The organism is Thermomonas mangrovi (assembly GCF_028201335.1).
Classification (GTDB): Bacteria; Pseudomonadota; Gammaproteobacteria; order Xanthomonadales; family Xanthomonadaceae; genus Thermomonas; species Thermomonas mangrovi.
On sequence record NZ_JAPEVV010000003.1, the window covers coordinates 25,980 to 39,021 of the forward strand.

Sequence of the window (13,042 nt, forward strand, 5' to 3'; positions counted from 1 at the left end):
AAGGGAGGGGGCAAGCACTCACAGCGTCCACTTCACCTCGGGGTGGTCGCGCAGCGCCTGGTGCGCGCGGTCGTAGTCCTCGCGCGAGTTGGCGCGGAACGAAATGCGCACCGACACGTACTTGCCGCTGGACGAGTGCTTCCAGTTGACGGTTTCGTGCAGGACCTCGATGCCGGCGTCCATCAGGTGCCGGGGCAGGTCCGCCTCGAGGTGCTTGTCCGCGGCCCCCATCGCCGACAGCTCGAAGGTGCCGGGGAACTGGAAGCCGTGCTCGGGATTGTCGGAATGGATGTCCATCGCCGCAGTATGGGGACGCGGGCGCGACGATCCAACCGCGCCCGCCTCAGTGGGGGACGGGCCTTACTCCGCCCACCACATCAGCAGGGCGTGCCACAGGCGCTTGAAGAAGCCACCCTCTTCCACGCCCTGCAGGGCGACCAGCGGCGCCTCGGCGACCACCTTGCCGTCCAGCGCCACCTTCACCGTGCCGAGCTTCTGGCCCTTCGCGATCGGCGCGACCAGCGACTTCGGCAGCTCCATGCTGGCCTTCAGGCGCTCGTACTTGCCGCGCGGCGTGGAGACCAGCAACGGCTGCGCGACGCCGACCTGCACGCTGTCGGCATCGCCCTTCCACACCTTCTGCGTGGCCAGCGACTTGTTGGCGGCATACAGCTGGTGCGACTCGTAGAAGCGGAAGCCCCAGTTGAGCAGCGCCTGCGAGTCCACCGCGCGCTGGTTCTCGCTGGTGTCGCCCATCACCACCGTGATCAGGCGCTGGTCGCCGCGTTTGGCCGAGGCCATCAGGCAGTAGCCCGCGCTGGAGGTGTGGCCGGTCTTGATGCCGTCGACGCTGGGGTCGCGCCACAGCAGCAGGTTGCGGTTCGGCTGGGTGATCGGGCCGACCGTGAATTCCTTGATCTTGTTGTAGCTGTAGGCCTCGGGGAAGTCGCGGATCAGCGCGCGGCCGAGCAGGGCCAGGTCGTGCGCGGTGGTGACATGGCCCTCGGCGGTGAGCCCGTGCGGGTTCACGAAATGCGAGGCCTTCATCCCGATCTTCTTGGCATAGGCGTTCATGAGCTGGGCGAAGGCCTGCTCGCTGCCCGCCACGTGCTCGGCCAACGCGATCGCGGCATCGTTGCCGGACTGCACCACCATGCCCTTTTCCATCTCGACCAGCGGCGCGGCCTGGTTGACCTCGAACCCGCTGTAGCTGCCGTCGGTGCCGGCGCCGCCCTCGCGCCAGGCGCGCTCGGTCATCATCACCTGGTCGGTCGGCTTGACCTTGCCGGCGGCCATTTCCGCGGCGATCACGTAGCTGGTCATCACCTTGGTGATGCTGGCCGGCTCGACCGGGGTGTCGATGTTCTCGCCAGCCAGGACCTGGCCGGTCGCGTAGTCCATCACCAGCCAGGCCTTGCTGGTGGCGGGCGCGGGCGCGTCCGGGATCGGCAGGTTGTCGCTCAACGCAGCGGGCCGGGCCGGGGCGGGGGCCGGTGCCTGCGCCGTGGCAAGGGCGGAACCGAGGACGATGCCGGCGGTGGCCAGCGTGACGAACCACAACGAACGCGAACGCATCAACAACACTCCTCGGGCCGCACCAATGCGGCGACACAACAGGCAAGCGGCCATTTTAAGCCGCATCGAACGGGCGTGGACCGACCGCCGTCACCGAAAACGCCACCCACGTCGTCGCCTGGCGACGCGATTACGGCCTCAGTCGCGGACGCGCTGCGGCTGGCCGAAGCCCAGACCGACCAGGCGCGCCGCAAGTTCCGGGGCGCGCGCTTCGTCCACCGGGCCCACGCGCAATCGCCAGATGCGCCGCCCATTCACGTCGGCGTCGAGCAAGCGGGCGCCATCGATCGCGGCGCCGCGCAGCAGGTCGAGGGCGTGCTCCGCATTCTGCTGGCTGCCGAAACTGGCGACCTGCAGGGTCACGACGCCCGCCGCAGCCGGCGCCTGCGCGGCCTGCAGCACGGCCGCATTCACCGGCGGCGGCGGTGGGGGCGCGACCGGGTTGGCGGGCGCCACGGGATCCGGCGTGCCGGGCTTGCCGGTGGCCACCCGCACCTGGCGCGAGCGCATCCACGCATCGAACTCATCGGCGCCCATCAGCTTGCCGTCCTGGCGCATGTCGAAGCGGTACTGGCGCGCCGACGTGGCGGGCGCTGTCGCCTGCGGCGCGGGGTCGGCCGGTCCGGCCGCGGTCACCGCTTGCGGCAGGCCGTCGACCAGCGCATCCATCGCGCTGGTGTCGCCCGGGCCCTGCTTCTGCGCCAGCGAGGCGTCCTGCAGCTCGCCGGGGGTCAGCGCGCGGACTTCGACGCGGGCGGTGCCGCGCTCGCGGTAACCGAGCTTCACCGCGGCGGCATAGCTGAGGTCGATGATGCGGTTGGAATGGAACGGCCCGCGGTCGTTGACCCGCACCACCACGGACTTCCCGTTGTCGAGGTTGGTGACGCGCGCATAGCTCGGCAGCGGCAGCGACTTGTGCGCCGCGGTGAAGGCGTACATGTCGTACACCTCGCCACTGGAGGTGCGGCGGCCATGGAACTTGTTGCCGTAGTACGACGCGCCGCCTTCCTCGACGTAGCCATGCTCGGAGTCCAGCACCTGGTAGCGCTTGCCGAGCACGCTGTAGCTCTTGTTGCCGGTGCGCGCGCGCGGTTCGGCGCGGACCTCCGGCTCCGGGATCGCGTCCACGTCAGGCACATAGTCCGGCACCGAGTCGGCCTCGCCCGGGCGGAACAGGCCGCCGGCGACGTAGTCGCCGCGCTTGCCGGGATCCTCCTGCGCGGGCGCGTACGGCGATACCGGCTTGCGATGGTGCAGCGGCGGCGTCGGGTTCACCCCCTGCGCAGGCTGCACCACCACCTTCGGGCCCTGCGGCGGCGGCGACTTCGACGCGGTGCCGGTGGTCGCGCAGGCCGCCAATGCAAGCGGCAACGCGGCCAGCAGGAGTCGGCGGGCGATCATGCCGGGTCCGGCGTGCGCCCGGCGATGGCCTCGGCCAGCTGGTGGACCGCGGTCGCGTACAGGCGCGAGATGTTGTAGGTCGTGATCGCCTTGAAGTTGTTGTAGACGATCCAGTACTCGGGCCCGGCGCTGCCCTCGAGGGTGACCAGGGTCACCGGCGGGCCGCCATCGGTGTGCAGGTAACGGAACGTGGCCGGGCGATAGCCCTTCGCCGCCAGCCCGGCCAGGGTCTGGTCGAGGGTCACCGCATTGCCGGGATTGACGAAGTCGGCCGCCGTGGCGTCGCGGGTCGCCCGCTCCATCACCGGGCCGCCGGCCTCCCACTTGCCCTTCTTCGCGAAATAGTTCGCGACCGAGGCGAACACGTCGTCGAGATCGTTGAACAGGTCGCGCTTGCCGTCGCCATCGCCATCCACCGCGTACTCGCGGTAGCTGGAGGGCATGAACTGGCCCCAGCCCATCGCGCCGGCGTAGCTGCCCTTCAGGGTCGCGATGTCGAAGCCCTCTTCCTTACCCAGCGCGAACAGCTGCGCCAGTTCGTCGCGGAAGAACGCCTGGCGCTGGTCCTCGCGCGCGGCCTTGGCGGGATCGCCGCTGCGCGGGTAGGCGAAGGCCAGCGTGTACAGCGCATCGATGACCGGGTAGCTGCCCTTGTTGCCGCCGTAGCTGGTCTCCACCCCGAGGATGGCGACCACCACTTCCTTGGGCACGCCGTAGCGTTGCTCGGCGCGCGCGAGCGCATCGCGATGGGTGGCGAGGAACGCGCGGCCGTCGTCGATGCGCTTGGGCTGGATGAAGATCGGGCGGTAGTCGCGCCAGGGCTTGGCCTCGGCCGGCCGCGACATCGCCTTGACGATGGCCTCGCGCAGCTGCGCCTTGGCCAGCGTGGCCTCGATCTCCGCGGCGGGGATGCCGAAGCGTTGCGCGGTCTCGCGCACGAAGGCGGCACGCGCGGCGGCGATGTCGCGCACCGGCGCCACGGGTTCGGGCGTCGGTGGCGGGGGCGGCGGCGTGACGGGGGCCGGCGTCGACGGCATCGGCTTCGGCGGCGGGACGGCGCAGGCGGCAAGCGCGAGCGCGGCGAGCAGGGGCAATGCGCGTCGGATCATCGGCGCGAGGGTAGCACGCAGGTTGGCGGCCACCCGAACGGCGGTTCAGCTTGCGCCGCGCGGTTGCGCGGGTTCAGCGGTTGAACGTGCGCCGCGCCTTCAAGGCCATCACCACGCCGAACCCGAGCAGCAGCGCCACCGGGGCAGTGCCGCCATAGCTGAGCAGCGGCATCGGCACGCCGACCACCGGCAGCAGCCCGGAGATCATCCCGCCGTTCACCAGCACGTAGACGAACAGCGACAGGCCGAGGGTGCCGGCCAGCAGCCGCGCGTAGCCATCGCGCGACTCCGCGGCGATCCACAGGCAGCGGCCGACCACGAACAGGTACAGCGCCAGTACCACGACCACGCCGATCCAGCCGAAGTCCTCGGACAGCACCGAGAACACGAAATCGGTGGTGTGCTCGGGCAGGTAGTCCAGGTGCGACTGCGTGCCCTGCCCCCAGCCCTTGCCGGTGAGGCCGCCGCCGCCGATCGCGATCTTGCTCTGGATGATGTTCCAGCCCGCGCCCATCGGGTCGTTCTCGGGGTTGCGGAAGGTCAGGATCCGGTCCTGCTGGTAGGGCCGCAGGAACGAGAACCAGCGGATCGGCGCGAACATCGCCAAGGAGAACCCCGCGATGCCCACCGCGCCGGCCGCGGCGAACCACCACCACGACACGCCGGCGAGGAACAGCACGAACACGCCGCTGGCGAGCACCAGCACCGCGGTGCCCAGGTCGTGCTGCAGCAACACCAGGCCGACCGGCAGCGCGATCACCACCAGCGCGGTGAGCAGCACCGACGGGCGCGGCGGCAGCCGGTGCCGATCCAGCGTCCACGCCAGCATCATCGGCAGGGTCAGCTTGGCCAGCTCCGAGGGCTGGAAGTTGAAGAAGCCGAGGTTGATCCAGTGGTTGCCGTACTTGCCGCGGCCAATGAACAGCACCAGCACCAGCGGCACCAGCGAGGCGACGTAGGCCAGCGGGGTCAGCTGCTTGAGGATGTGCGCGGGGACGCGCGAGGCCACCCACAACGCACCGAGGCCGACGGTGAAGTACGCGCCCTGGGTGGCGACCACGCGCATCGACTCGTTGCTCGCGCTGTGCAGCGTGGCCAGGCCGATCCCCATCAGCGCGAGCAGGGCGGCGAGCAGCGGCAGGTCCAGGGTGCGCAGGAAGCGCAGCAGCAGGTCCAGCAGGACGCGCAGGATCACGTTCATCGCGGTGCCTCCGCGGACGCTGGCACCGGGGCCGTGGGCACGGGCGGCGGGGCGGGTGGGTTGCCGACCACGTTGGAGAAGTCGGGCCGGGTGGCCGCGGCATCGCCGTCCGGCTCGGTCGCCGCTGGCGTGGGCGGCTTGCCCAGCAGCCACGCGTCGAACACCTTGCGCGCGATCGGCGCGGCGGAATCCGCGCCGAAGCCGCCGCCCTCGACCGCGATCGCGATCGCGATCTTGGGGTCGTCCGCCGGCGCGTAGCCGATGTACAGGCCGCGATGGCGCTTCCACAACGGCAGCGAACGCGGATCCACCGCGCGCGCGCCGCGGTTGACCACCTGCGCGGTGCCGGTCTTGCCGGCCGACAGGTAGGGCGTGCCGCGGAAGATCCGCGCCGCGGTGCCGGAGCCCGTGGTGGTCATCTGCATGCCCTCCTGCACCACGCGCACGTGGCCGGCATCGTCGCTGATGCGGATCGGATCGGCCTGCGGCAGCGGCTGCCAGGGTGCGTCGAAGCGCGGCCGGGTGTTGGCGACCAGGTGCGGGCGGCGCATCCGGCCATCATCGGCGATCGCGGCGACGCCACGCACCAGTTGCAGCGGCGTCACCTTCCACAAGCCCTGCCCGATCGAGGCGTTGACCAAGTCGCCCGGATACCAGCGTGCCTTCTTCTCGTACTGCCGCTTGCTCGCCGGCGACGGGACGATGCCCTCGATCTCGCCGGCCAGGTCGATGCCCGTCTTCTGCCCGAAGCCGTACCGTTCCATGTACGTGTCGTAGCGCTGCACGCCCATGTCCAGCGCCAGCTGGTAGTAGTAGGTGTTCACCGATTCGTAGATCGCCTTGCGCGCATCGGTCCAGCCGTGGACGCCATCCAGCCAGCCACGGCCGCGCATCCCCGGCAGGCGGAACACGCCGGTGGAGAGGATCCGGTCCTCCGGCCGGCGCACGCCGCTGTCCAGGCCGGCCAGGGTGGTCAGCGGCTTGATCGTGGAGCCCGGCGCCACCCCGCCCAACACCAGCCGGTTGAACTGCGGGCGCGAGGGGTTGTCCTGCAGCGCCTTGTAGTCGGCGTGGCTGATGCCATTCACGAACAGGTTGGTGTCGTAGGCCGGCAGGCTGACCATCGCGAGCACCTCGCCGGTGCGCGGATCGACCGCCACCGCGGTGCCCTCCAGCTCGCCGAAGGCGTCGACCATCGCCCGCTGCAGGTCGAGGTCGATCGACAGCTGCAGGTCGGTGCCGGGCGTGGCCGGGACGGTATCGAGCGCACGCACGGTGCGGCCATCGACATTCGTCTCCAACCGGCGGAAGCCGGGCTTGCCGCGCAGCTGTTCGTCGTAATAGCGCTCGAGCCCGGTCTTGCCGACGTGCGAATAGGCGCTGCCTGCCGGCCCCAGCGCCGCCTGGTCCTTCTCGTCGACGCGGCCGACGTAACCGACCACGTGCGCCAGCAGCGGGCCGTGCGGGTACACCCGCCCGAGGTAGGGCACCAGGTCCACGCCGGGGAAGCGCCAGCGGTTCACCGCGAACCGGGCCGCCTCTTCATCGCTGATCCGCAGCTTGAGCGTCACCGGCTTGAACGGCCTGCTGGCCTTGTACTCGCGCAGGAAGCGAGACCCTTGTTCCTCGTCGATCGCCACCACCTCGCGCAGGCGCGCGAGCAACGCCCCACCCTCGCCGGCACGCTCGGGCACCGCGTCGAGGCGCCACGCCGCCACGTTGTCGGCAAGAATCCGGCCCTTGCGGTCGACGATCAGGCCGCGCGCCGGCACCACCGGGACCATCCGCAGCCGGTTGGCCTCCGAGCGGGTGGCGAACTCGTCGTGGCGCAGCACCTGCAGGCGGAAATACCAGCCGGCGAGCGCTGCCAGTCCGGCCAGCACCAGCACGAAACCGGCCAGCGCGCGCGCGCGGAACAGCGCGGCTTCCGCCGCATGGTTCTTCATCAGGCGCGGCGCGCGCGGCATCGCCTACCCGCGTCGCTGCAGGCGCAGCGTGTCCAGCACCAGGTGCAGCGGTGCCCACAGCACCATCCCGACCAGCGGTGCCGCCCAGAACGCCCAAGGCAGTTGCACCTCGCCGAGCACCAGGTGCACCGCCATCGCCACCACGCGGTCGTTGAATAGCAGGCCACCGATCGCCAGGGCCTGCTGCGACATCGGGAAGAAGCGCAGGCGCGCGCGGAAGCGGTCGAGGATGAAGGTCAGCACGACCAGGCGCAGCGCCTGCTCGCCGAGCAGGCCGCCGAACGCGAGGTCCGCCAGCAAGCCAAGCAGGAAAGCCACGCCCAATCCGACCTTGTCCGGGGCTTCCAGCACCCAGTACGCCAGCACCAGCGCAAGCCAGTAGGGCCGCAGGGGCTGCAGGACGTCGGGCATCGGCACCAGTCCCAGCAATAGCGCAACCAGCAGGCTGACCGGCAAGACCCAGCCGTTGCGCGCGCGGCTCATGGCGTCGCCTCCCGTGCCACCGCCGGCGCGGGCTTCGTCGTGCCGGCCTCGGCCGTCGATGCGGCGGGCGCACAGTCCTGCGCCGCCGCGCCCGGCACGCAGGGCGGCGTGGGCGTGGGCGTGGCCGGCTTGTAGCCGCGCAGCAGCAACACGTCGCGACCGCGATCGAGCTGCGCGGCCGGCACCACGTCCGCCGCGAGGAAGGCGCGGCTGTCGTCGGCGCGCAAGACGCCCAGCACCCCGACCGGGAAGCCGGCCGGGAACCGTCCGCCCAGGCCGGAGGTGAGCAGCACGTCGCCCTCGCGCACATCCGCGGACAAAGGGATGTCGGCGGCCCGCAGCAGGTCGCTGCGCCCACCACCATGGACCATCACCCGGGCGCCACTGCGGGCGGTCACCGCGGGGACAGCGTGGTCGGGATCGGTGACCAGCAGGACGGTGGCGGTGGCCGGCGTAGTGTGGATCACCTGCCCCATCAGGCCACCGGCATCGATCACCGCCTGCCCCACCTGCACGCCGTCGCGTTGGCCGGCGTCCAGCACCAGCCGCTGCCGGGTGGGATCCAGGTCGATGTCGAGGATGCTGGCCAGTTGCACGTCGAGGCGATTGCGTTCCACCCCGCCGAGCAGCGCGCGCAGGCGGACGTTCTCCACCGCCGCCGCCTGCAGGCGTGCATTGCGCGCGCCGGTGACCAGCAAGGCGTTGCGCAGGATGCGGTTCTCGCGCGCCAGCTGGCTGCGCAGCGCGGCGTCCTCGCTCACCGCCACGCCGATCCGCGACGGCAGCTGGGCCAGCCACCACACGGGTTGCACCGCGACTTCGGCGCGTGCCCGCGCGGTTGCCAGCCAACCGCCACGGTGGTCCAGCACCATCACCACCAGCGCCAGCACCAGGTAGACCAGCAGCCGCAACACGCCGGCGACATCGCCGGGGCGGGCAGCGGGAGGACCGGCGAGGGACGGCACGTCAGTGGGTCAGCGGATGGCGAATCGGGAGGTGTTGTGGAGGAAGCGCCGGAGAACCGTCGCGAGCGATGGTGGATCGTCGCCGCGCGCAGCGCAGGAACCGCAGTGTACGTGTGAGTACATGAGGATTCCGAGCAGCGCACGGCGGCGAATCCGCCGAGCGCAGCAGGTTATCGGCGCTTACTCGGGGGCGAAGAACTCGTTGCCGTGCATGTCCACCAATTCCAGCGCCCGCCCGCCGCCGCGCGCCACGCAGGTCAGCGGGTCGTCCGCCACCTGCACGTGCAGGCCGGTTTCCTCGCTGATCAGCTTGTCGAGGTCGCGCAGCAGCGCACCGCCGCCGGTGAGGACGATGCCGCGCTCGGCGACGTCGGCGCACAGCTCCGGCGGGGTCTGCTCCAGCGCCAGCTTGATCGCCGAAACGATGCCGGCCAGCGGCTCGCGCAGGGCTTCCAGCACTTCATTGGAGTTGATGGCGATGATCTTCGGCACGCCTTCGGCGAGGTGGCGGCCCGAGACTTCGATCTCCCGGACCAGCTGCTGCGGGTAGGCATTGCCGAGCTCCAGCTTGATCCGCTCCGCGGTGGCGTCGCCGATCAGCATGCCGTGGTGGCGGCGCACGTAGGCGATGATCGCCTCGTCGAAGCGGTCGCCGCCGATGCGCACCGACTGCGAGTAGACGATGCCGTTCAGCGCGATCACCGCGACCTCGGTGGTGCCGCCGCCGATGTCCACGACCATCGAGCCGCGCGCCTCGGTCACCGGCATGCCGGCGCCGATCGCCGCGGCCATCGGCTCCTCGATCAGGTAGACCTCGCGGGCACCCGCCTCCTCGGCCGACTCCTTGATCGCGCGGCGCTCGACCTGGGTGCTGCCGGCCGGCACGCACACCAGCACGCGCGGGCTGGGGCGCAGGAAGCGGCTCTTGTGCACCTTGCGGATGAAGTGCTTGAGCATCTCCTCGGTGTAGGTGAAGTCGGCGATCACGCCGTCCTTCATCGGTCGCACCGTGCTCATGTGGCCCGGGGTGCGGCCCAGCATCTGCTTGGCCTCGCTGCCGACCGCCGCGACGGCCTTGGCACCGCCGCCGCGGTCCTGGCGCACCGCGACCACGGAGGGTTCGTTGAGCACGATGCCCTGGCCGCGCACGTAGATCAGCGTGTTGGCGGTGCCGAGGTCGATGGAGAGGTCGCTGGAGAAATAGCGCCCGAGGAACTTGAACATGCGAGGGGACTGCCGGAAGGAGGGGAACGCCGCGCGGGGGAAACGCGGGAAGGAGACTGGCCGGCGTGCACACCGCCGGGGGCGGTTAGCCTAGCAACGCCCCCGGGTGCCGGCAAGGCGGATCGCGGCGAAGGCTGGCCGCCGCCGGGCGCCGACGGTACCCTGTGCGGCCCTGCGCCGACCCTCCGAGACCCTGCGATGGCTGCCCTGATCTGCGGTTCCTTGGCCTACGACACCATCATGGTGTTCCCCGACCAGTTCAAGAACCACATCCTGCCGGACAAGGTGCACATCCTGAACGTGTCCTTCCTGGTCCCGCGGATGCGTCGCGAATTCGGCGGCTGCGCCGGCAACATCGCCTACAACCTGAAGCTGCTGGGTGGCGACCCGGTGCCGATGGCCACCGTCGGCGGCGACTTCGGGCCGTACCGGGCCTGGTTCGAGGAGCAGGGCATCACCCTCGACCACGTCAAGGTGATCGACGAGCTGTTCACCCCGCAGGCCTTCATCACCACCGACCACGACAACAACCAGATCACCGCCTTCCACCCCGGGGCGATGATGCGCAGCTACGAGAACCACGTGAAGGACGTGCCGGGCGTGACCATCGGCATCGTCAGCCCCGATGGCTACGAGGGCATGCTGCAGAACGCGAAGGAATTCGCCGAGGCCGGCATCCCCTTCATCTTCGACCCCGGCCAGGCGATGCCGCTGTTCAACGGCGCCGAGCTGCGCGCCTTCATCGAACGCGCCGACTACGTCTGCGTCAACGACTACGAATCCAACCTGCTGCAGGAGCGCACCGGCTGGAGCGAGGCCGAGATCGCCGGCAAGGTCAAGGCCTACATCACCACCCGCGGGCCACGCGGCGCGGAGATCCATGCCGACGGCACCACCCACCGCATCCCGCCGGCGCACGAACGCCGCGTCACGGACCCGACCGGCTGCGGCGACGCATTCCGCGCCGGGCTGATCTTCGGCATCGAGAAGGGCTACGACTGGATGACCATCGGCCGCATGGGCAACCTGATGGGCGCGCTCAAGGTCGAGCATCCGGGCACCCAGAACCAGCGCTTCGACTACGCCGAGTTCAGCGAGCAGTTCCGCCAGCAGTTCGGTTACGCGCTGGCCTGATCGGCGCGGGCTGCGTAGGCGCTGGCCGCTTGCGCCAGCCACTCCGGCAGCGCACGCCGCCCGACCCCGGTACGCCGCGCCTCGGCGAGGCGCGCCAGCATCCACGCGCGCTTGCCCGGGTCGTCGCCGGCGAACGACAGCGCGAGGTCGCGGTCCATCCAGCGCCGGAACAACAGGAACAGGCCGGCATGCAGCGCGATCGCCGCCGCGCTGACCACCGCCACGATGGCGACGTCGATACCCATCGCCGCTCAGCCGCGCGCGCTCAGTTCCACTTCGGCAGCCTGGCCGGATCCAGGCCGCCGACCTCGAAGTCCACGGTCTTGCGGCCAACGCCCTTGGTCGGGAATTCGATCGATAGCTGCTTGCTGGCCTTGGCCAGTTTCCACAGCGCCTTGTGGTCGTCGATGAACATGGCGATGGCCTCGTCGGTCCTCGGCCGCGACCCCGGCAACGCGTGGGTCTTGCCATCCGCGGTCACCTTCAAGCGGCAGCCGCCATAGCAATCGAAATCGCCGGCCTCCAGCACCAGGTACGCGCTGCGCCCCCAGTCCGGATGGTCGCGGAAGATCAGCCGGACCGGATGCGCGCCGCCGCCGTCGGTGTCCACCGGCTCCTGCGAGTAGATCGCCGCTGACAGCTGGGTGCCGCCCTTCGTCGGCTCCTCCCCGTACGACCACAGCGCCGCCAGCCGGCGCTGCTGCGCCTCGGCTTCGGCCTTGGCCCGGATCTCCTCCAGCCGCGGCTTGATGCGCGCCGCCGCCGCGCTGGCCGGATGGTCCATCAGCAAGACGTCGCCCAGGCCCTTGGCCAGGTGCCAGTTCTGCGCCGCCACCGCGTCGTCGAACTGCCGCGCCATGTCCTCGGCCGCACGTTCCTGCGCGGCGGCCTGCGCGGCCGCGGCCTGGGCAGCGGCTTGCGGATCGCCGCCCTGGCAGGCGGGCAACAGCGCGACGAGGGCGATGGCGAGGAGCGCGTGCTTCATGGCGGTTCCTGGGGCGATGCGTGGCGGGAGCTTACCGGGCGCCGCCCTGCGTGTCCCCGGCCAGCGCGACCAGCGCCTCGGCTACTGCCTGCGGCCGCTCCATCAGCGACATGTGCCCGCAGCCGTCCAGCAGCACCTTGCGCGCCTGCGGGATGCGCGCCGCGTACAGCTCGAGCGCGCTGGGATCGATCACCGCATCCTGCCGGCACCACAGCAGCAGCGCCGGCTGGCGGATGCGCGCGGCTTCCTCGCCCGGCAGCAGGCTTTCCTCGCTGCGCCCGATCCGCGCCAGCACGCCCTGCTCGAACGCGGCATCGGCGCGACGCTTGCGGATCAACGCGGTGGACGCCGGCCACGGCAGCCACGGCTTGGCCCGCGCGTCGTGGAACACGATGTCGATGTAGCGTTGCAGGCTGGCCTCGTCCTCGACCGCGAACGGATTGCGCCCGGCAAGCACGTCGAGCCCGAACTGGTTGTCCTTGAAGCGCACCCCGGCGGCGTCGAGCAGCGCGACCGCGGCGATCTCGCGCGGATACCGCGCGGCCGCAAGCGCGGCGATCCCGCCGCCCATCGAATGCCCGACCAGCACCACCGGCCGGCCGGGCGACAAGGCGCGGATGAACCCGTCCACATGCGCGGCCTGCTCGCCGAACCCGTACACCGCACCGGGCTTGCGTTCGCTTTCGCCCCAGCCGGGCAGGTCCGGGATCAGCAGCCGGTAACGGCCGCCCAGCGCGCGCGCCAGTGGGTACCAGTTTTCCTTGCTGCCGGTGAACCCGTGCACCAGCACCAGGGTGGGGGCATCGGCGGCGTCCGCGGCGCGCTCGGCATACACCCAGCGGTGCCCATCCACGACCACGCTGTCGCGCGAAAGCCCGGCGGCAAGGCGCTGCCGCTCGAACTCGCCGCGCACGAGCAGGAAGGGATCGCGCCACAGCACGATCCCGACCGCGACCACCACGACCAGCGCCAGCGCGAGCGCCCAACGCATGGCGCGG

At 70.9% G+C, this 13,042-nt stretch carries 12 protein-coding genes and 1 pseudogene; 1 reads left to right on the forward strand and 12 read right to left on the reverse strand.

Annotation, left to right across the window (positions count from 1 at the left end; genetic code table 11):
- Positions 1–18 precede the first annotated feature (18 nt).
- From ON759_RS06720 to ON759_RS06760, 9 genes and pseudogenes are all read right to left on the reverse strand, one after another.
- Positions 19–297 carry a DUF493 family protein gene (locus ON759_RS06720; RefSeq protein ID WP_271679603.1) on the reverse strand — a complete coding sequence of 93 codons (279 nt, stop codon included), beginning with the start codon at positions 295–297 and terminating at the stop codon, positions 19–21.
- A 63-nt stretch (positions 298–360) separates the two neighbouring features.
- Entirely contained in the window at positions 361–1,575 is a 1,215-nt protein-coding gene (locus ON759_RS06725) for a D-alanyl-D-alanine carboxypeptidase family protein (RefSeq protein ID WP_271679604.1), read from the reverse strand.
- 138 nt (positions 1,576–1,713) lie between these two features.
- Positions 1,714–2,976: a septal ring lytic transglycosylase RlpA family protein gene (locus tag ON759_RS06730; RefSeq protein ID WP_271679605.1), complete on the reverse strand. Its 1,263-nt coding sequence runs from the start codon at positions 2,974–2,976 to the stop codon at positions 1,714–1,716.
- Positions 2,973–4,085, reverse strand: a complete 1,113-nt coding sequence (gene mltB / locus ON759_RS06735; protein ID WP_271679606.1) for a lytic murein transglycosylase B — start codon at positions 4,083–4,085, stop codon at positions 2,973–2,975. The genes ON759_RS06730 and mltB overlap by 4 nt, the downstream gene beginning before the upstream one ends.
- A gap of 73 nt (positions 4,086–4,158) precedes the next feature.
- Positions 4,159–5,286, reverse strand: coding sequence for a rod shape-determining protein RodA (rodA, locus tag ON759_RS06740; RefSeq protein WP_271679607.1), 1,128 nt, complete (start codon positions 5,284–5,286; stop codon positions 4,159–4,161).
- Entirely contained in the window at positions 5,283–7,253 is a 1,971-nt protein-coding gene (mrdA, locus tag ON759_RS06745) for a penicillin-binding protein 2 (RefSeq protein ID WP_271679608.1), read from the reverse strand. The genes rodA and mrdA overlap by 4 nt, the downstream gene beginning before the upstream one ends.
- A 3-nt stretch (positions 7,254–7,256) precedes the next feature.
- Complete coding sequence (mreD, locus tag ON759_RS06750) at positions 7,257–7,736, reverse strand: rod shape-determining protein MreD (protein ID WP_271679609.1); 480 nt, start codon at positions 7,734–7,736, stop codon at positions 7,257–7,259.
- 152 nt (positions 7,737–7,888) lie between these two features.
- Positions 7,889–8,701, reverse strand: a pseudogene (gene mreC / locus ON759_RS06755) (rod shape-determining protein MreC); the annotation flags it as partial.
- Between the two features lie 180 nt (positions 8,702–8,881).
- Positions 8,882–9,925: a rod shape-determining protein gene (locus ON759_RS06760; RefSeq protein WP_271679610.1), complete on the reverse strand. Its 1,044-nt coding sequence runs from the start codon at positions 9,923–9,925 to the stop codon at positions 8,882–8,884.
- 198 nt (positions 9,926–10,123) lie between these two features.
- On the opposite strand from ON759_RS06760, the gene ON759_RS06765 reads away from it, so the two are divergent.
- Positions 10,124–11,059 (forward strand): carbohydrate kinase family protein, encoded by a 936-nt coding sequence (locus ON759_RS06765; RefSeq protein ID WP_271679611.1) that lies wholly within the window; start codon positions 10,124–10,126, stop codon positions 11,057–11,059.
- Here the strand turns inward: ON759_RS06765 and ON759_RS06770 are convergent.
- From ON759_RS06770 to ON759_RS06780, 3 genes are read right to left on the reverse strand one after another with little or no spacing between them, the layout of a single operon-like run.
- The gene (locus ON759_RS06770) at positions 11,044–11,304 is read right to left on the reverse strand and encodes a hypothetical protein (RefSeq protein WP_271679612.1); all 261 of its coding nucleotides are present in this window, start codon (positions 11,302–11,304) and stop codon (positions 11,044–11,046) included. The genes ON759_RS06765 and ON759_RS06770 overlap by 16 nt on opposite strands.
- A 20-nt stretch (positions 11,305–11,324) precedes the next feature.
- Entirely contained in the window at positions 11,325–12,044 is a 720-nt protein-coding gene (locus tag ON759_RS06775) for a hypothetical protein (protein ID WP_271679613.1), read from the reverse strand.
- Between the two features lie 31 nt (positions 12,045–12,075).
- Positions 12,076–13,035 carry an alpha/beta fold hydrolase gene (locus ON759_RS06780; protein WP_271679614.1) on the reverse strand — a complete coding sequence of 320 codons (960 nt, stop codon included), beginning with the start codon at positions 13,033–13,035 and terminating at the stop codon, positions 12,076–12,078.
- Positions 13,036–13,042: the final 7 nt, after the last annotated feature.